Origin of the sequence: Aromatoleum sp. (assembly GCF_035254505.1) — a bacterium.
In the GTDB taxonomy this organism is placed as follows: Bacteria; Pseudomonadota; Gammaproteobacteria; order Burkholderiales; family Rhodocyclaceae; genus Aromatoleum.
The window spans coordinates 1-19,465 of the sequence record NZ_DATFAO010000035.1 but is presented as its reverse complement, the minus strand read 5'-3'; the positions used below and the strand labels follow the sequence as shown (position 1 = coordinate 19,465).

Annotated in this window: 14 protein-coding genes; 7 read left to right on the top strand and 7 right to left on the bottom strand. The window is 66.9% G+C overall.

What is annotated here, in order from left to right; translation table 11 throughout:
- From VJ673_RS06015 to VJ673_RS06005, 3 genes are all read right to left on the bottom strand, one after another.
- A partial coding sequence (locus tag VJ673_RS06015; protein WP_324125146.1) for a thiolase family protein occupies positions 1-508 on the bottom strand: 508 nt, incomplete at its 3' end.
- Between the two features lie 40 nt (positions 509-548).
- Positions 549-3,038, bottom strand: coding sequence for an acyl-CoA dehydrogenase (locus VJ673_RS06010; RefSeq protein WP_324125145.1), 2,490 nt, complete (start codon positions 3,036-3,038; stop codon positions 549-551).
- Positions 3,039-3,131: 93 nt separating this feature from the next.
- Positions 3,132-3,833, bottom strand: a complete 702-nt coding sequence (locus tag VJ673_RS06005) for a TetR/AcrR family transcriptional regulator (protein WP_324125144.1) — start codon at positions 3,831-3,833, stop codon at positions 3,132-3,134.
- A 185-nt stretch (positions 3,834-4,018) separates the two neighbouring features.
- Here VJ673_RS06005 and VJ673_RS06000 point away from each other — a divergent pair, with 185 nt between their 5' ends.
- Positions 4,019-5,284 (top strand): HD-GYP domain-containing protein, encoded by a 1,266-nt coding sequence (locus VJ673_RS06000; protein ID WP_324125143.1) that lies wholly within the window; start codon positions 4,019-4,021, stop codon positions 5,282-5,284.
- Positions 5,285-5,305: 21 nt separating this feature from the next.
- Here the strand turns inward: VJ673_RS06000 and VJ673_RS05995 are convergent, their stop codons facing one another.
- On the bottom strand, positions 5,306-6,124 hold the full coding sequence (locus VJ673_RS05995; protein WP_324125142.1) for an endonuclease/exonuclease/phosphatase family protein: 819 nt from the start codon (positions 6,122-6,124) through the stop codon (positions 5,306-5,308).
- A 304-nt stretch (positions 6,125-6,428) separates the two neighbouring features.
- Here VJ673_RS05995 and VJ673_RS05990 point away from each other — a divergent pair, with 304 nt between their 5' ends.
- Entirely contained in the window at positions 6,429-8,237 is a 1,809-nt protein-coding gene (locus VJ673_RS05990; RefSeq protein WP_324125141.1) for an ABC transporter ATP-binding protein/permease, read from the top strand.
- Here VJ673_RS05990 and VJ673_RS05985 read toward each other — a convergent pair.
- Positions 8,217-9,323: a glycoside hydrolase family 5 protein gene (locus tag VJ673_RS05985; RefSeq protein WP_324125140.1), complete on the bottom strand. Its 1,107-nt coding sequence runs from the start codon at positions 9,321-9,323 to the stop codon at positions 8,217-8,219. The two genes, VJ673_RS05990 and VJ673_RS05985, sit on opposite strands and share 21 nt — an antisense overlap.
- Positions 9,324-9,506: 183 nt before the next feature.
- Between VJ673_RS05985 and VJ673_RS05980 the strand changes: the two genes are divergently transcribed.
- Positions 9,507-11,186 carry an alpha-glucosidase gene (locus tag VJ673_RS05980; protein ID WP_324125139.1) on the top strand — a complete coding sequence of 560 codons (1,680 nt, stop codon included), beginning with the start codon at positions 9,507-9,509 and terminating at the stop codon, positions 11,184-11,186.
- Here VJ673_RS05980 and VJ673_RS05975 read toward each other — a convergent pair.
- Positions 11,156-12,850: a DNA recombination protein RmuC gene (locus VJ673_RS05975; protein WP_324125138.1), complete on the bottom strand. Its 1,695-nt coding sequence runs from the start codon at positions 12,848-12,850 to the stop codon at positions 11,156-11,158. The two genes, VJ673_RS05980 and VJ673_RS05975, sit on opposite strands and share 31 nt — an antisense overlap.
- Positions 12,851-12,954: 104 nt before the next feature.
- Between VJ673_RS05975 and VJ673_RS05970 the strand changes: the two genes are divergently transcribed.
- The 3 genes from VJ673_RS05970 to VJ673_RS05960 are packed head-to-tail and all read left to right on the top strand — an operon-like array spanning position 12,955 to position 17,598.
- Positions 12,955-14,814 (top strand): ABCB family ABC transporter ATP-binding protein/permease, encoded by a 1,860-nt coding sequence (locus VJ673_RS05970; RefSeq protein ID WP_324125137.1) that lies wholly within the window; start codon positions 12,955-12,957, stop codon positions 14,812-14,814.
- 35 nt (positions 14,815-14,849) lie between these two features.
- Positions 14,850-16,589: a cation:proton antiporter domain-containing protein gene (locus VJ673_RS05965; protein ID WP_324125136.1), complete on the top strand. Its 1,740-nt coding sequence runs from the start codon at positions 14,850-14,852 to the stop codon at positions 16,587-16,589.
- 22 nt (positions 16,590-16,611) lie between these two features.
- Positions 16,612-17,598, top strand: a complete 987-nt coding sequence (locus tag VJ673_RS05960) for an asparaginase (protein ID WP_324125135.1) — start codon at positions 16,612-16,614, stop codon at positions 17,596-17,598.
- 145 nt (positions 17,599-17,743) lie between these two features.
- On the opposite strand, the gene cysB is transcribed toward VJ673_RS05960, so the two are convergent.
- A complete protein-coding gene (cysB, locus tag VJ673_RS05955) occupies positions 17,744-18,685 on the bottom strand; it encodes an HTH-type transcriptional regulator CysB (protein ID WP_324125134.1) in 942 nt (313 codons plus the stop codon).
- Between the two features lie 106 nt (positions 18,686-18,791).
- Between cysB and VJ673_RS05950 the strand changes: the two genes are divergently transcribed.
- Positions 18,792-19,465: sulfite exporter TauE/SafE family protein (locus VJ673_RS05950; protein WP_324125133.1), on the top strand; the 674-nt coding region annotated here is incomplete at its 3' end.

Here is a 19,465-nt window from a genome sequence, read left to right as displayed (position 1 = left end):
TGAGCCCCTTCATGATGCCGATGACCGGCGCGAGCAAGGCGCCGAAGGGGAGTTTCAGGAAGTGGCCCGCTTTTTCGCCTGGGCTCCTTTTCTGGGCGAAGTCGGCAAACCAGTTCACCATCCTGTCGTTATAGAGCAGCGGCGCGCGCGAGAGCGCGTCCACGCCGCCCGCGAGCACGAGGCTCGAGCGTCCGGCGAGGATGGCGTTGATGCCCGAGTCGAGCGCCTGCATGCCGGAGGCGCAGTTGCGCATCACCGTCCAGCCCGGCACCTTGCGCCCGCAGCCCATGCGCAGCGCAACGACGCGGCCGATATTGACCTCGTCCGGCGACGGGCTCGCACAGCCGAGGATCACCTCGTCGAGCTCGTCCGGCGCAAAGCGTTGCCGCGCGAGCAGCGCCGCTCCAGCCGCAGTCGCGAGGTCGGCCGCGGCAAACGGTCCCGGCGCGTTCCTCGCCTTCAGGAAGGGCGTGCGCGCGCCGTCGATGATGTAGATCGAACGAGTCATGGTCTGTCGTATCTCGCGCTGGTATGTGCGCTGGTGTTCTTTAAGCGGCCGCCGGCATCGCCTTGCCAGTTGCAGGCTCGATTTCGGCGAGCACCTCGCGCAGCCCGAAGTCATAGGGGAAGTCATCGACACGGATCACCTTGTCGCGCAGCTCGCCGCGGCGCTTCAGGAGCGCGAACTCGTCGGCGCTGATCACACCTGCGTCGAAAGCGCGCTGCCAGATCGCATCGACTCCGCCGCCGACCAGCAGCCCCGGCTCGAAGCGCCCTTCCTTCTGCGCGCGCCGCACCTTGGCCTCGACCGGCTCGGCCTCGACGGTCGCAAGCAGCGCCGCCTCCAGCGAGCCAGCGGGCTCCTCCAGATCCTTCGGCAGATACACGTCTGAGGTGAGACGGTCGCGCGTCGGCGAGGGTTCGATCAACAGCTTCGCGACCTCGTGGCCGAGCTCGTCGGAGGGCACGACATAGGGTCGGCCGAGCGGGAACACGACGACGCGGCGCAGCAGCGTGGCCAGGAATTGGTTCGGGAAGTTCGCGATCACGCCCTCGAAGGCGTTCTGCGCGCGGAACATGCAATCCCAGATCGCCCAGTGCATCAGCGGCGCATCCGCCGCCTGCCGGCCTTCCGCCTCGTAGCGGCGCAGCACGGCGGAGGCGAGGTACATCAGCGACAGGATGTCGCCGAGGCGCGCCGAGAGCTTCTCCTTGCGCTTCAGCGCGCCGCCCATCGTGCCCATCGAAATGTCGGCGATGAACGCGAACGCCGCCGAAAACCGCGTCAGTTGCTGGTAATAGCGCCGAGTTTCTGGCGCGACATTCTCCGGCACCGTGACGAAGTGCGATCCGGTGATCCCCATCACGCAGGCCCGCACCGCGTTCGATACGGTGTAGCCGATATGGCCCCAGAAAGCCTTGTCGAAGAGCGCCAGCTCGCCCCGCTGCGCCGCGTGCATCTCGTCGAGCACGTAGGGATGACAGCGGATCGCGCCCTGGCCGAAGAGGATCAGGCTACGCGTCAGGATGTTCGCACCCTCGACCGTGATGCCGACCGGGATCTGCTGGTAGGCGCGGCCGAGCATGTTCTGCGGCCCGAGGCAGATGCCCTTGCCGCCGACGACGTCCATGCCGTCATTGACCGTCTGGCGGGCGCGCTCGGTGACGTGATACTTCACGATCGCCGACACGACCGAGGGCTTCTCGCCGAGGTCGACGGCGCCCGCCGTCATCACGCGCGCCGCATCGCTCAGATAAGTGTTCGCGCCGATCCGCGTCAGCGCCTCCTCGACGCCTTCGAAGCGGCCGATCGCGGTCTTGAACTGGTAGCGCACGCGGGCATAGGCGCCGACCGCGCGGGCCGTCATCTTCTGCATGCCGGTGTTCGAGCCCGGCAGCGAGATCGAACGGCCAGCGGCGAGGCACTCCATCAGCATCCGCCAGCCCTGGCCCGCCATCTGCGGTCCGCCGATGATGAAGTCGAGGGGCATGAACACGTCGCGCCCACGGATCGGACCGTTCATCCACACCGCGTTGAGCGGGAAATGGCGGCGGCCGATATTGACGCCCGGGTGATCGGCCGGCACGAGCGCGCAGGTGATGCCGAGGTCCGGATTCGCGCCGAGCAGGCCGTCCGGGTCGTACAGCCGGAAGGCCAGGCCGAACACCGTGCACACCGGCGCCAACGTGATGTAGCGCTTGTCGAAGGAGACGCGCATGCCGAGCACCTCGCGCCCCTGCCACTCGCCCTTGCAGACGACACCCGAATCCGGGATCGAAGCAGCGTCGGACCCCGCCCAGGGGCTCGTCAGCGCGAAGGCCGGGATCTCCAGCCCCTTTGCAAGCCGCGGCAGATAATGGGACTTCTGCTCGGGCGTGCCGTAATGCAGCAGCAACTCCGCCGGCCCCAGGGAGTTCGGCACCATCACGGTCACCGCCGGCGCCGACGAGCGCGTCGAGAGTTTCGTGACGACCTGCGAATGCGCATAGGCCGAGAAGCCTTTGCCGCCATACTCCTTCGGGATGATCATGCCCAGGAAGCCCTGTTCCTTGATGTAGCGCCAGGCTTCGGGCGAGAGGTCCTGGCGCTGCGTCGCCTTCCAGTCGTCGGTCAGTCGGCAGAGCTCGCTCGTCTCCTTGTCGAGGAAGGACTGCTCCTCGGGCGTGAGCTTGGGCCACGGATACGACAGCAGCTTAGCCCATGCCGGGCGGCCGCCGAAGAGCTCGCCTTCCCACCACACCGTACCGGCTTCGAGCGCGTCGCGTTCGGTCTGCGACATCGAGGGCAGCGCGGCGCGGAAGGCGCGGAAGATCGGCCGCGTCACGAAGCGGCGACGCAGCGGCTGCAGCAGGAAGATCGCCGCGAGCGCCGCAAAGAGCACGAGCACGGTGCCCGTCAGTGCGCTCGGCCAGCCCGCCGCCCACCCGAATCCCGCAAGCCACGCGAACCCCATCCCTGCCCAGGCAAAAAAGGGCGCTCGCCCGTAGGCGAGCGCGCATGCCAAGGGAGGGAGCAAAGCGATAAACCACCAGATCATTATCGTCTCCTCGATGTCATCCCGGTCCGGCCGCCTCCGCTGTCGTCGCCGCGTTCTATGCGCGGTCGTCCGCCTGGCCGGACTGTTCGTTTCCTACTGTCTGCGTCTGGCCAGCCCGCCGTCGTCGTTGCCGTTCTCCGTCCCCGGCAGGGGCGCGCGCAGCCCACCGAGCAGGAAGGACATCAGCCGCGGCATCAGGCGCTCGGGGTCCGCGTCGTCGAAACTCCCGGCGAATAGCTGCAGCGCGTCGGTCCCCGCGATCGCGTAGGACATCGCCCCCATCATGAAATGGAAGCGCCACAGGATTTCTTCCCTCGGTACGTCCGGCAGCGCGCGGTACAAGGCCGCCAGGAAGCGCTCGACGACCTCGGCGTATTCCTCGGCGAGAAACTGGCGCACGAAGCCGTTGGGCTCGGTGTAGGTTCGACCGAGCAGACGCATGAAAGTGTGGCCGCCGTTCGCGGTATCGGCCGCCATCTCCAACGAGGTGCCGAAGAAGGCGTGCACGATGCGGCTCGGTTTCAGCGGCGCGCCGGCCGCCTCGGCCTCGGCAATGTCGAGCGCAGCCAGGCGCTGACGGTTGAGGTCCGTCAGCCGGCGCCGGAACACTTCCTGGATCAGCGCGTCCTTCGTGCCGAAGTGGTAATTCACCGCCGCGATGTTCGCTTCCGCGAGCCCGGTGATCATGCGCATCGACGTCGCCTCGAAGCCGTGCTCGACGAACAGCGCCTCGGCCGCATCGAGGATGCGGTCGCGGGTTTCGGGGGCGGGGTGACGGCTGACGGTATCGCGCATGGGAAATACCTAAATCAAACACTTGTTTTAATCATACGTTTCATTGATGGAGTGTCAAGGAATTTTGATGCTGCGGCCGCACATCCGAGCCGGCTCCTGCCAAAGGGCGCCGGTTGTCCCCCCGGAAGCGCGCCACTATGATGAAAGCAAACATCGCGATGCCTCCGCGATGGCGCGGAATCGACATGAATCCCTTCAAGCGACGCACCGCCCTGCGCATTGCCTCGGTCAGCGCGCTGCTCGCCGCCGTGGCGAGCCCGATCGCGTGGCTCGTGGCGCACGAGAATGCCGAGAAGGCCACCGTTTCGCTGGCGATGGAGGAGTCCGGCCGCCTCTTGCATCACCTCGGCGCGGTCACGCTGATCGGGCCGGATGCCCAGACCCAGGCGCGCAACGCTGCCGCGATCCTCGCGGGCGGCTTGTTCGACATCGCCGAGATCTACGATCGCGAAGGCCGCAACCTCGCCTACGCGATGACCGAGGAGGGGCGCACGGTCGAGGCACAGCTTTCCTCGCACCCGAATCCCACGTATCGCAAGGCCTTTCACGAGAGTCTGAGCCTGAAGGACGGCCGCTGGGTGCTGCGCGTCTTCGTGCCCCTGCGCGCCGCGACGCCGCTTGCGGCGGACGAGGTGACGGGCTATTTCGAGGGCGTTCGCGTGGTCTCGAACTGGCAACGCCGCGAGATGTTCGACCACGCGCTCAGCGCGGCCTTGATGGTCGGCTTCGCGTCGCTACTGTGCGGCGCGGCCATCTACCCCGTGGTCGTGCGCCTGTCGGCCGACAACGAGCGAAAGGCACGCGAAATCCTCGAATCCCACATCTCGATGATGGAGGCGCTGGGACGTGCGGTCGCCAAGCGCGACGCGGAGACCGGTGCACACAACTTTCGCGTCGCGTGGATTGCGGCACGCATCGGCGAGCGGCTCGGGCTGCGCGGCAAGGCGATGCAGTCGCTGATCGTCGGCAGCTTTCTGCACGACGTCGGCAAGATCAGCATTCCGGACGCCATCCTGCTCAAGCCCGGCCGGCTCGACGCGGAAGAGGCGAGGGTCATGCACACGCACGTCACGCATGGCGAGGAGATCGTGTCCGGCATCACCTGGCTCGACGAGGCGAATGCGATCGTCTCCGGCCACCACGAGAAGTGGGACGGCTCGGGCTATCCACGCGGCGTCGCGGGGGAGGCGATTCCTCTCGGGGCGCGGATCTTCGCCGTCGCGGACGTCTTCGATGCCCTGTGCTCCGCGCGTCCCTACAAGGAGCCGATGCGCTTCGACGCGGTGATGAGCATCCTCGCAAAGGACACCGGCAGCCATTTCGACCCGCGGGTGATGGCCGCCTTCCGCCCGATCGCGCGGAAAGTGTTCGAACGCCTTGCCGGATCGGACGAGGACGCGGTACGCCGCCTGCTCGAAGCGCGTATCCGGCGGCATTTCGGACTTTCCTGAGGGCAGGACCGCCGTTCGGTCTCAGACCGAAGGCGCCGCCGTCCGTGACAGCCTGGGGTCCGCTGCGGGGTGGAACGCCAGACGCACCGTGACGGGGAAGTGATCGGACGGATAGCGCCCGTCCAGGCTGAAGCGGTCGACCATCGCCGTCTCGGTCTGCAGCTGCGGCGAGGCGAGGACCCAGTCGATCGCCTCCAGCGTCTGCGCGCGCCCGTAATCGTGGTAGCTGCCGCCGTCGACCGCGCAGTCCTGCAAGGCTTCATGCAGCAGGCCGCCCGCCGTGAGCTCGCGAAAAGCCTCCGAATCGCGCTCGATATTGAAATCGCCCGTGACGACCGCAGCGGCGTCGCGCGTCGCGGCGCGCAGCCAGCGATGGAGTAGCCGTGCCGACTCCTCGCGCGCCGTGCCCTGGTAGTCGAAATGCGTGTTGACGAAGACGAGCGGCGGCGAGTGCTCGGCACGCAGCTGCAGCCTGACCCAGCTCGCCGTGCGCGGATAGGCCGCGCCCCAGGATTGGCAGCCGGGTTTGTCGGGCTCGCTGCCGAGCCAGAAATGGCCGCGCTGCAGTTCGTCGAAGCGGCCGCGCCGGTACATCAGAGGCGCCATCTCGACCGCCGAATCGCCGTCGCCGCCCCGGCGCACACCGACGAACTCATAGTCGGGCAGTGCCGCGCGCACGAAGGCCGCCTGTTCGTCGTCGCGGCATTCCTGCAGACCCAGCAGATCCGGATCGAAGGCGCGGATGCGCTCAATGACGAGCTTGCGGCGATTCGCCCAGCAATGCACGCCATCGGGCGCCGACGCACAGCGGATGTTGAAGGACATGACCTTGAGCGGCATTTTTCCCTCGGCTGTGGAGCGGACTGAAGCGCAAAATTCTCTTACCCGCACTGGGGAGCCGCCGTCTGCACGCCGTTCTCCCTACCGGTACTTTAGTCACGGTCGCGGGGCCGTCCAGTGAGTTAGTCTAGGCACCATAACAATACGCTTCACCTGACAAGGGCGACACGATGAACGTCGCAGCGATCGGTAGCGCTCGCGCGCACTTGCCGCAGATCTTCGGCCACGCCGATGCCGCCGACGCCTGCCGCCCTCCGGCAGCGTCGCGGCGCCGCTGTCCGTCTCCCAGCGGGTCGGCACACTGATGCGTCCCTCCGATCTGCCCCGCCCGCCCCGTCCCGTACGTCCGACGCACGCGGTGCGCCGCTTCGCCGCCCTCACGCTGCCGTACTGGAAATCCGAGCGCCGCTGGACGATTGCGTTTGTCACGCTGATGCTCCTGCTGCTGACGATCGGCCAGGTCGCGCTGGTGATCTGGACCAGCTACTGGAACCGCGGGTTCTTCGATGCACTCGAGGCGCGCTCGCTCGACGACCTGACGCGCGAGATTCTCGTCTTCTCGGTGATCTTGGTCCTGACGATGGCCGTGACCGCGCTGCACATGAAGGCCAAGCGCTGGCTGCAGCTCGACTGGCGCCGCTGGGTCACCGCACAGCTCGTCGAGCAGTGGATGACCCGCTCCCGCCACTACCGGCTGCAATTCCTGCAGGGCGAGCACGACAACCCCGACCAGCGTATCGCCGAGGACATCCGCATCGCCATCGAATCGACGATCAGCCTCGCCCACTCGCTGACCTATTCGCTGCTCGTGGGCTGGATGTTCATCGCGATCCTCGCCGACCTCTCAGGCAGCACACCGCTGCCGGGCAGCACGCTCGAAGTCCCCGGCTACATGGTCGTGCTCGCTTTCGCCTACGCAGGCGCCGGCGCACTGCTCGGCTATCTCCTCGGCCGCCCGCTGGTGCGCACGACGAACCGGCTGCAAAGCTACGAGGCCAACCTGCGCTTCAGCCTTGCACGGGCGCGCGAGAACTCCGAAGCGATCGCGCTGACGCACGGTGAAGGCATGGAACGGCGCATCGCCACGCGGCTCTTCGGCGATATCGCGCAGGGCTGGGATCGTCAGACGCTCGCGTACCTCGGCATCGTCTCGTTCTCGACCGCCTACGGCAACCTGATGCCGATCTTTCCGATCCTCGTCGCGGCGCCCAAGTTCATCGCCGGCGCGATGACGCTGGGGTTGCTGATGCAGGCCGCGCAAGCCTTCGAGCGGCTTGCTTCGGCGCTGTCGTGGCCGATCGACAAGCTCGGCGAAATCGCGACCTGGCGCACTTCGGCGGGCCGCATCGTGAGCCTGCACGACGACATGCTGCGCCTCGACGACATCGACCAGCACAGCGAGCCCGCGCGCATCCGGATCATGCATTCGACGCGCGCCGAGCTCGAGCTGCACGAGCTCGCCCTCGACACGCCCACCGGCGAGCCCCTCATCAGGGGGCTCGATCTGCACGTGCGGCGCGGCGAGCGGGTCCTCGTCGCCGGCGACGCGCAGGTCAAGCTTGCGCTCTTCAAGGCAGTCGCGGGTCTGTGGCCCTGGGGCAGCGGCGAGATCCGGCTACCCGAGGGGCAGGAGATGATGTTCGTGCCGCAGCATCCCTTCCTGCCGACCGGCAAGCTGCGCGACGTGTTGTGCTACCCGCAGCCCGCGGCGCGCTACGCCGACGCCGAACTGCACCGCGCGCTCGAATGCGCCGGCATCGACTGGCTCGCGCCGCGACTGGACGAGGCCGACGACTGGAACCACGTGCTCCCGCTGCGCGCCCAGCAAAGGCTCGGCACCGCGCGGCTCTTCCTGCAGCAGCCGGCCTGGGCCTTCCTGGAGGATATGGCCGGCGCCTTCGACACGAAGGACGACACCGGCGTCATGGAGATGCTGCACCACGAGCTCCCCAACACGACGCTGCTGTCCGCGAGCCGGCACAGCGGCCTCACGCACTTCTTCGACCGGCGGCTGGAGCTGCACCGCCTCGGATCGCGCATCGGGAAGAGCTCGGCGGGCGAGCACAACGACCAGCCCGCCGATACAGCCTCCTCAGCGGAAATCGGACGGTAACCAGCCCCGCTCGACACAGTCGCGGAAACACCACGCCGGCGTCGTCTCGGTCTTGTAGCTCCAGAAGAACCAGCCGAGGTACTTCTCGAATGCGAGCAGCTGCGAGGCCGCGTAGCCCCGGTTGGCGACGTCCTGCTGGAACTCGTCCATGTGCTCCAACGCGTGGTTGAACGGCCCCTCGGCCCACAGCGACACGACCTCCAGATCCAGCCCGAGGCTCCATTCGCCGCACACCGCCGGCAGACCCAGCTCCGCGTTGATCGCATCGGCCTCGTCGCGCCACTCGCCGCCCGCCTTGCCCATGTGGGCGAAGATGTCCGAGTCGATGTCCTTGCGGTCGAAGCACTGGTAGCGGTGCAGGTCGAAGATCACGTTGCGGTATTCGGGTGCCTGCATGAAGCCGGCGTATTCGCGGAAGGAGCGGAAGCCGTCGTGGAAGACGACCGCCGTGCGCTCGGCAGCACAGTGCTTACGGATGCGCTCGTAGGCGGCGAGGTAGAAATCCTTCAGGTAATCGGTCGGCACATCCCAGCGCGGCTCGTTGAGGCATTGGATCGCATACAACGCGGGATGCGCCCGGTAGCGCTCGGCGATGCGTTCGAGCACCGACAGCGCATGTTCGAGGTACTCGGGCCGCGTGTGCCACTCGCACACCCCCATGATGCCGCCGTTATCGAAGCCGTTCTGGCAACCGGGCGCCGCATGCAGGTCCAACATCACGCGGATGCCGAACTCCGCCGCCCAGTCCATCGCCCGGTCGAGCACGTCGATGCCGCCTTCGACGAAGGGATGCGGATTGCCGCCGTAGCTCCGGTGGTAGGGATAGTCCGGCCCGAAGATCCAGTGCCCGTACGGGATGCGCACCGCGTTCAGACCGCGCGCCGCGATCCACGCGAAATCCTCGCGCGTGATCCAACTGTCCCAATGTGCCCGCAGCCGGCCGGCCGCCGCCGGGCCGAGCTCGGCGCAGAAGGTCGTCTCGTCGGTCGCCTCCAGCCCCTCGAAGAGGCTCGGCACCATCCATTTTTCCAGCAGCAGCCAGCTTCCGAGGTTCACGCCGCGCAGTTTCGGGCTCGTCGCATCCATGATCCGGCCTCCGTTCGTTACCGCCGACACTCCGATGTGCAGCCCGCCGCCACGTTCGGCAGGAGCCGCGTCGCAGCTCACTTTAGTCCGCAACATGCGCTGCGTCCCTGCCTTTTTGCACACAATCGATTGCATAACTGCGGCAGACTGCCAATGTGCGATGCATGCTCGGGAGGCTCCCAAATGCAGACCAGATGGTGGCAGCAAGCGGTCGTCTACCAGATCTATCCGCGCAGCTTCATGGACAGCGACGGCGACGGCATCGGCGACCTGCCGGGCATCCTCGCCCGGCTCGACTACCTGCAATGGCTCGGCATCGACGTGCTGTGGCTGTGCCCGATCTTCCGCTCGCCCAACGACGACGGCGGCTACGACATTTCGGACTACTGCGCGATCATGGCCGAGTTCGGCACGATGGCCGACTTCGACCGGCTGCTCGCCGAAGCGCACAGCCGCGGCATGCGCGTGATCCTCGACCTCGTCATCAACCACACCAGCGACGAGCATCCGTGGTTCGTCGAATCGCGGTCCTCGCGCGACAACCCCAAGCGCGACTGGTACTTCTGGCGCGACGATCGCGACGGAGGTCCGCCGAACAACTGGGAAAGCATCTTCCGCGGCCCCGCCTGGGAGTACGACGCGTCGACCGCCCAGTACTACCTCCACCTCTTCACCCGCCGCCAGCCGGATCTCAACTGGGAGAACCCGCAGTTGCGCGAGGCCGTCGCCGCCATGATGCGCTGGTGGCTGGACAAGGGCGTCGACGGCTTTCGCATCGACGCGATCACACACCTGAAGAAGCAGGCGGGCCTGCCAGACATGCCGAATCCGCAGGGCCTCGCGCAGGTGCCGGCCTATCCCTTCCATATGAACGTCCCGGGCATCCTCGACTATATCGACGAACTGTGGCGCACGGCACTCGCCGATCGCGACGTGATGACCGTCGGCGAAGCGAACGGCATTGGCCCCGACGGCGCGGAAGTCTGGGTCGGAACGAAGCGCGGACGTCTGTCGATGGTGCTGCAGTTCGAGCACTGGCACCTCTGGTCCAACGCCCCGCGCGCACCGCTCGACGTCCGTGCCTTGAAGCGCATCCTCGGCCGCTGGCAGACCGCGCTTCACGGGCGCGGCTGGAATGCGCTGTATCTCGAAAACCACGACCTGCCGCGTATCGTCTCGCGCTGGGGCGATCCGGGCGAATATCGCGTCCAGAGCGCCACCGCGCTTGCGACGATGTACCTCCTGATGGAAGGCACGCCCTTCATCTACCAGGGCCAGGAGCTGGGTCTGGCGAACGCCGAATTTGCGAGCCTCGAGGAGTTCCAGGACACCTACGCGCACAATCGCATCGCCGAGATGCGTGCACAGGGCCTATCGGACGACGCCATCCTCGATGAAATGCGCCACACCGGCCGCGACACCTCGCGCACACCGATGCCTTGGGACAACGGCCCGAACGGCAGCTTCACGAGCGGCCGCCCCTGGCTCGCCGCGCACCAGGATTTCCGTGCCCTAAACGTCGCCCGCCAGCAGGACGACGGACATTCCGTGCTCAATTACTATCGCGAACTGATCGCCCTACGAAGACGCGAACCGGTGCTGCTCGACGGCCGCTACAAGACGCTCGCGGGCCGCAGCACGAAGCTCTACGCTTACACCCGCGGCGGCGAAAACGATCGCATCGCCGTGATCTGCAACCTCAGCGGCGCGCCTGCGACCTACCGGCATGCCAGCTTCACACTGGATCGCTCGGGACTGCTGCTCGCGAACCAGGAGGTCGCCGCGCACGGCCCGGCCAAGTCGCTGACGCTGCGGCCATGGGAAGCACGCGTCTACCGGATCGGCACGACCTCGCCTGTGTGACCGCCTGCGGCGGTGCCGCGGTCGGCCAGCGCCTCGGCATCCGCCGCCGCCTCGACCATCGCCGCCGGCAGCCCCTTCGTCGGCTTCACGCCGAGCTGCTTCAGCATCTCCGCCTGCCGGATCACGTTGCCGCGCCCACTCGCGAGCTTGTTGTGCGCCGCGTGATACGCCTTCTGCGCCTGCTCGAGACGGCCCCCCAGCGACTCCAGGTCCTCGACAAAGCCGACCAGCTTGTCATAGAGCTCCGCCCCGCGCCGCGCAATGTCCTGCGCGTTGCGGTTCTGCGCCTCCTGCCGCCACAGGTGCGCGACCGTGCGCACGACGAAGAGCAGCGTCGACGGACTCACGAGCAGCACGTTCTTCTGCCACGCGTCCATGAAGAGCTCGCGGTCATGCGTCACCGCGAGCATGAAGGCGGGCTCGACCGGCACGAACATCAGCACGAAGTCGAGCGACTTCAGCTCGTAGAGCGCCTGGTAGTTCCGGTCCGACAGCCCCTTGATGTGGCCGCGTACCGAATCGAGATGCCGCTTGATCCACGCCGCGCGTTCGCCCTCGTCCTCGGCGGTCACGTACTCCTCGTAGGCGGTCAGCGACACCTTCGCATCGACGACGAGATGGCGGTCCTCCGGCAGATGGATCACGACGTCCGGCTGCGCGCGCGTGCCATCGTCGCGCGTATGGCTCTCCTGCACGTCGTACTCCTCGCCCTTTCTCAGGCCCGAGGCCTCCAGCACGCGTTCGAGGATCAACTCGCCCCAGTTGCCCTGCGTCTTGCTCGATCCCTTCAGCGCACGCGTCAGGTTCTTCGCGTCCTCCGACAGCGACTGATTCAGCTCCATCAGCTGCCGCACCTGCTCGGCGAGCGCGCTGCGGTCCTTGCCCTCCTGGACGTAGACCTGCTCGACCTTGCCCTGGAACTCCTGCAGCCGCTGGCGCAGCGGATCGAGCAGCTGGCCAAGGTTCGTCTGGTTCTGCTCGGTGAAGCGCTTCGCCTTCTCTTCGAGGATGTCGTTGGCGAGGCTCTTGAATTGATCGGAAAGCGATTCGCGCGCCGCCGTCAGCAGCGCGAGCTTTTCCTCGGACTGACGACGCTCGGCATCGAGCCGCGTCGTCATCTCGGCGAGCTCCGCATTGAGCCGGTTCGCGAGCACTTCGGCCTGCTCGCGCACGCCCTTCTCCGCGCCGAGTTCCCCGCGCACCGCCGCCAGCACCTCGCGCTCGGCCTTCAATTCCGCCGCGAGCTGCGAATTCACGCGCCCGAGGTTCTCGCGCAGATCCGCGCCTTCGCGCTGCAGCGTCGCGATGCGTGCGAGCGCTTCGGCCAGCTGCTGCTCCAGCGGCGCCACGCGCGACGCCCGCTCGGCAAGCTGCGCCCGTTCGTCGCGCACGACATCGAGCGCGTTGCGCCAGTCGCCCGCCTGCGCGCGCAGCGCCTCGAACTGCGCCTGCGTCTGCCCCCGCTCCTGCTCCAGCGAACGCGCCCGTTCCACCGCAGCGGCAAGCTCGATGCGGACCTCCGCCCGCCCCTGCTCGATCGCGGCGGCAATGTCTTCCGCACGCCGCCCGCGCAGCACGAAGACGACGATCAGCGCACCGACCGCGACGCCACCGAGCGCCGCGAGCAACCAGAGAATTACACCCAGAGACTGGCTTTCCATCATTCCATGACCTTGTGTTTCGGATCCGCCTCCGCGCATCGCGCGAAGGCAAGGCGAGATGGTACCGGGTTGCCGCGGGCTGCGGCGGCAACGGTTAGAATTGAAACATGAGACGCGCACCCGCCACCGCCCTGCCCGGCCCGGAACCGACCGAACGCCACGACTGGCAGACCCTCAAGAGCCTGATCCCCTACATCTGGGCCTACAAGGTCCGGGTCGTATTCGCGCTGTCCTGCCTGATCGCCGCAAAGGGCGCGAACGTCACGGTGCCGATCATCTTCAAGAAGCTCGTCGACAGCCTCTCGCTGACCGGCCAGCAGGCGCTGATCGTCGTCCCGGCGGCACTGCTGCTCGCCTACGGCGTGCTGCGCTTCTCGACCTCGATGTTCACCGAGCTGCGCGAGATCATCTTCGCCCGCGTCACCCAGCAGGCGGTGCGCGAGATCGCGCTGCAGGTCTTCCGCCACCTGCACGCGCTATCGCTGCGCTTCCACCTCGATCGCCAGACCGGGGGCCTGACGCGCGACATCGAACGCGGCACGCGCTCGATCGGCTCGCTGATCAGCTACACGCTGTACTCGATCCTGCCGACGCTGATCGAGATCAGCCTCGTCATCGGCATCCTGCTCGTGCAGTACGACGCGGTGTTCGCGCTGATCACCCTCGGAACGCTCACACTCTACATTTTCTTCACGGTCCGCATCACCAACTGGCGCACCACGCTGCGCCGGCACGCCAACGAGCTCGACTCCGCCGCCAACGCGCGTGCGATCGACAGCCTGCTCAACTTCGAGACCGTCAAGTACTTCAACAACGAGGACTACGAGGCGCGGCGCTACGACGAGCAGATGCAGAAGTGGACCAACGCCCAGGTCAAGAACCAGATCTCGCTCTCCGCGCTCAATATCGGCCAGGCTGCGATCATCGCCGTCGGCGTCACCACGATGATGTGGCAGGCCGCGAGCCGCGTCGCCGCCGGCACGATGACGATCGGCGACATCGTGCTCGTCAACGCCTTCCTGATCCAGCTCTACATCCCGCTCAACTTCCTCGGCGTGCTCTACCGTGAGCTGCGCCAGGCGCTGACCGACATCGAACGCATGTTCGGCCTGATGCACCAGCACCGCGAAGTCGCCGACGCGCCCGACGCACAGGAACTCCCACGCGGCCCCGCCAGCGTCAGCTTCGAGCATGTGAGCTTCGCCTACGACCCGAACCGGCAGATCCTGCACGACGTCGATTTCGAGATCCCCGCGGGCAGCACCGTCGCGGTGGTCGGCCATTCCGGCTCGGGCAAATCCACCCTCGCGCGCCTCTTGTACCGCTTCTACGACGTGCAAGGCGGCGCGATCCGCGTGAACGGCCACGACCTGCGCGCCCTCACCCAGACGAGCCTGCGCCGCGCGATCGCGATCGTCCCGCAGGACACCGTGCTCTTCAACGACACGCTCTACTACAACATCCAGTACGGCCGCCCCGAAGCGGGCCGCGCCGAAGTCGAGGCCGCCGCCCGCGCCGCCCAGCTCACCGATTTCATCGCACGCCTTCCGGCCGGCTACGAGACGCGCGTCGGCGAACGCGGCCTGAAGCTCTCCGGCGGAGAAAAGCAGCGCGTCGCGATCGCGCGCGCGCTCTTGAAGAACCCTGCGATCCTGATCTTCGACGAGGCGACCTCGGCGCTCGACTCGAAGACCGAGAAGGCGATCCAGGCCCAGCTCGAACAGGCCGCCGAAGGCCGTACCGCGCTCGTCATCGCGCACCGGCTATCGACCGTGATGAACGCGGACGAGATCATCGTGCTCGACCAGGGCCGCATCGTCGAACGCGGCACCCACGTCGACCTCCTTGTGCGCGACGGCGACTACGCCCGCATGTGGGCACTGCAGCAACAGGAAAGGGAAGAGCCGTCCTCGTCGAACGACCGCGCGAATGACGTCGCGCATGACATTGCCAATCCGGTAGACTAGTTGCCCCTCCACCGAAATATGACAAGATCCACCTGATGGAAGCGATCCGGGCGCCCGCCTACCTGTACGAAGTCCTGCTCTTCCTGACCCTCGCGGGCGTGCTGATTCCGCTGCTGCAGCGGCGCAGCATCAACCCGGTGCTCGGCTTCCTCGCGGTGGGCATGATCGTCGGCCCGTTTGGCCTCGGCCACTTCACCGCCACCTCGTCCTGGCTGCGCTACCTGACCTTCTCGCGCCAGGAAGACGTCGCGATCTTCGCCGAGTTCGGCGTCGTGTTCCTGATGTTCATGATCGGCCTCGAGATGTCGGTCGACCGCCTGTGGGCGATGCGTCGTCTCGTCTTCGGCGCCGGCAGCCTGCAAGTCGGCCTGTCGGGACTCGCGATCGGCGGGATCGCCTACGCCTTCGGCAACAGCCTCGAATCCTCGGTGGTGCTCGGGCTCGTGCTCGGCTTCTCGTCGACGGCCGTCGTGATGCAGCTCCTCACGCAGCGACGCGAGCTCGGCTCGCCGCTCGGGCAGGCGACCTTCTCGGTGCTGCTCTTCCAGGATCTCGCCGTCGTGCCGCTGCTCGTGCTCGTTACCATCCTTTCGCAAGACGGCAACGACAGCTTCCTCAACCTGATCGGGATCGCCGCGCTGAAGGGCCTCGTCACCGTCGCGCTGATCTACTTCGTCGGCCAGCGCGTCGTGCGCCCGCTCTTCCACCAGATCGCCGTCAACCGCCAGTCCGAATCCTTCATGGCGCTCACGCTGCTCACGACGCTCGGCGTCGCGGTGCTCACGCGCGCCGCGGGCCTGTCGATGGAGCTCGGCGCGCTGCTCGCGGGCCTGTTGATCGCCGAGACTGAATTCCGCCACGAAGTCGAAGTCACGATCGAGCCCTTCAAAGGCCTGCTGATGGGCCTCTTCTTCATGTCGGTCGGCATGGGCATCGACGTCAGCGCGATCCTCGCGAAACCGCTGCTGCTGCCGCTGTCGGTAATCGGCGTGCTGGCGATCAAGAGCGTCATCGTCACGATCCTGTTCCGCGTCTTCGGCCTGTCCTGGGGCCGCGCCGTCGAAGGCGGCATCATGCTCGGACAGGGCGGCGAGTTCGCCTTCATCATCATCGGCATGGGCCTCGCGGTCGGCCTCATCGACCCCAAGGTCGGCCACTTCATGCTGCTCGTCGTCGGATTGTCGATGCTGATCACGCCGCCCTTGACGCTGCTCGGCCGCAAGCTCGGCGACGCGATCGATGCACGCCTCGTCCACCAGCCTGCGGCCGAGGAGCCTGTCCTCTCGGGCCTGAGCGGCCACGTGATCATCGCGGGCTACGGCCGCGTCGGACAGCTGATCGGCGAGCTGCTTACCAAGCAAGGCATCCCGCACATCGCCGTCGAAGCCGATGCCAAGCTCGTTGCCCGCCTGCGCGCACGCAAGGCCCCGGTGTATTTCGGCGACGCGAGCCGCCCCGAACTGCTGCGCCGCTTGCATCTCGAACGCGCCGTCGCCGTCGTAGTGACGATGGACCGCAGCATCGCCGCCGTGCACGCCGTGCGTGGCGTCCGCGCGACCTCGCCGAGCATCCGCATCGCTGCCCGCGCACGCGACGAGGTCCACGCCAAGTCGCTACGCAACGCCGGCGCCAGTATCGTGATCCCCGAAACGCTCGAATCCGGCCTGCAACTCGCCGGCTCGGTCTTCGACACCGTCGGCGTCTCGGGCGAGGTCTCGGCGCGCCTGCTCGAACAGGAACGCGCCCGCCGCGCCGTCGCCTACAACGGCACCTGACCCTCCCTTCGAGACGCCGCCTATGCCCCGTACCGCCCTGCCGAACCTCGCCCTGATCGCCACCGGCGGCACGATCGCCGGCGCCGCCGCTTCCGCGACCGACGTCGTGGGCTATACCGCCGGCACGCTCGGCGCCGACACGCTCCTCGCGGCCGTCCCGCAACTGCGCGAGCTCGCGAACATCCGTGCCGAACAACTCTTCAACCTCGACAGCAAGGACATGGGGCCGGGCCACTGGCTCGCCCTCGCGCAACGCGTGCAAGCGCTCGCTCAGGACGACGGGATCGACGGCATCGTCATCACCCACGGCACCGACACGCTCGAAGAAACCGCCGCCTTCCTCGCACTGACCGTCGTAACGACCAAGCCGGTCGTGCTCACCGCGGCGATGCGCCCCGCCACCGCGCTGTCCGCCGACGGCCCGATGAACCTGTACGAAGCGGTCAGCGTCGCGGCTCACGGCGAAAGCGTCGGACGCGGAGTGCTCGTGAGCTTCGCCGGAGAAATCCACGCCGCGCTCGGCCTGTGCAAGTCTCACATCCAACGCCTCGCGGCCTTCGTCAACGACACCACCGGCCCGATCGGCCGCAGCCATCCGGTGCGCTACTTCGCCCCGGTACCGAGCGGCAAAGCCGCACGCTTTGCGATCCCCCCCGAAGCGGCTCCGCTGCCCCGCGTCGACATCCTCTACGTCGGCGCCGGCACTTCGCCCGATCTGCTCGACATCGTGACCAGCGCCGGTGCAAGAGGCATCGTGCTGACGCTGGCCGGCAACGGCAGCATGCCGGCCACGTGGGAAGACGCCGTCCGGCGCACGACCGCCGCCGGGATCCCGGTCATCCGCGCCTCGCGTGCCGGTGCCGGCGGAGTCGGCCCCAAGGCCCAGGACTCGGACTGGGGCACCCACGCGGCCGGCGGACTCCCCGCCTCGCAAGCGCGCGTCGCACTGATGCTGGCCCTCACCAGCCCGAACTCGACGACGCTCGACCGCCTATTCGGCAGCTATTAACCGGCAACTGAATAAAGCCGTATGTGCTACGCCCGTCGCAGGGCGTTGGCAGAGCTTCACCAAGCTCAGGCCGAACGGTGATCGCTGGGCTGATCACGAAGCCACAATGCCGAGAACCCAGCACGGCAAAGCCCCCCGGGAACACCTACATCCCGTAATCCTCACCGCCCCCCGCCAGCGCAATATCCACCATCCGCCGCGTCAGATGCGGCGCAAAGAGCTCGATGAAGGCATACACATACCCGCGCAGATAAGCATTGCGCCGCAACCCGATCCGAGTCGTGCTCGACTCGAAAAGATGCGACGCATCCGCCATCCCCAACCCCCGATCGGCCGCAGCATCGAAGGCCATCCGCGCAACGATCCCGATCCCCAGATCCATCGCCACATAAGTCTTGATCACATCCGAATCGAGCGCCGTCAGCACCACCTTCGGACGCAGCCCGCGCCCCAGGAACGCCTTGTTGATCAGACTGCGTCCCGTGAAAGCATCGTCGTAAGTGATGATCGGATAGCGCGAAATCGCCTCCAGCGTCAGCGGATGCTCCTTCAGGATCGGATGACGGGGCGTGGCGACGATGCAGCGGTTCCATTGATAACAGGGCAGCATCACCAACTCGTCGTACTCCGAGATCGCCTCCGTCGCGATCGCCAGATCCGCCTCGCCCGACAGCACCATGTCGCACACCTGGCGCGGATTGCCCTGATGCAACTCCAGCTTCACCTGCGGAAAGCGCTGCATGAAGTCACGCATGATCGCCGGCAGCGCATAACGGGCCTGCGTGTGCGTCGTCGCGATCGACAGACGTCCGGCGACCTCGTTGGTAAACTCCGCCCCCACCTGCCGCAGATTGTCCGCGTCGCGCAACATGCGTTCGGCGATCGCCAGCACCTGCTTGCCCGGCTCCGTGACGTCCACGAGACGCTTGCCGTGTCGCACGAAGATCTCGACGCCCAGCTCGGCCTCGAACTGGCGGATTTGCTTCGAGACGCCCGGCTGCGACGTGAACAAGGCGTCCGCCGCCTCCGACACGTTCAGTCCGCGGCGTGCCACCTCCTGGATGTAGCGCAGTTGCTGAAGGTTCATGAGGCCTCCTTATAACCAAAATTTCTTAAAGTCTAACGCAAACAATCTTTCTTGACTTACGCTTACCGCTTACGATGCAGCGCACCATAGGAAGGGGCTGGATTCAATGGATTTTGGGTATACCGCTGCCGGATTCGCAGTCGGCGCCATCGTCGGTCTAACCGGCGTCGGCGGCGGCTCGCTGATGACGCCGTTGCTGGTGCTGCTGTTCGGCATCCACCCCTCGGTCGCCGTCGGCACGGACCTGCTCTACGCGGCCATCACCAAGACCGGCGGCACGCTCGCGCACGGCCTCAAAGGCAGCGTGGACTGGACGATCACCCGTCGCCTCGCCTCCGGCAGCCTCCCCGCCGCAGCCCTGACGCTGATTCTGGTCGGCAAGTTCGCCCCCGGCGGCATCGAAGGTGCGGCCAGCCTGATCAAGGTCGCGCTCGGCTTCGCACTGCTGCTGACCGCCGTCGCACTGATCTTCCGCAAACAGATCCAGGGCTACGCCATCAAACGTTTTGGCGGCGAACCGAACGCGAAACGCACCGCGGCGCTGACCGTCCTCACCGGCGCCGTGCTCGGCGTGCTGGTGTCGATCTCGTCGGTCGGTGCCGGGGCGCTGGGCGTCACTGCGCTGTTCTTCCTCTACCCCGGCCTGCCCGCGCTGCGCATCGTCGGCTCCGACATCGCCCACGCCGTGCCGCTGACCCTGGTGGCCGGCATCGGCCACTGGATCCTCGGCAGCGTCGACTGGTTCCTGCTCGGCAGCCTGATCACCGGCTCGCTGCCCGG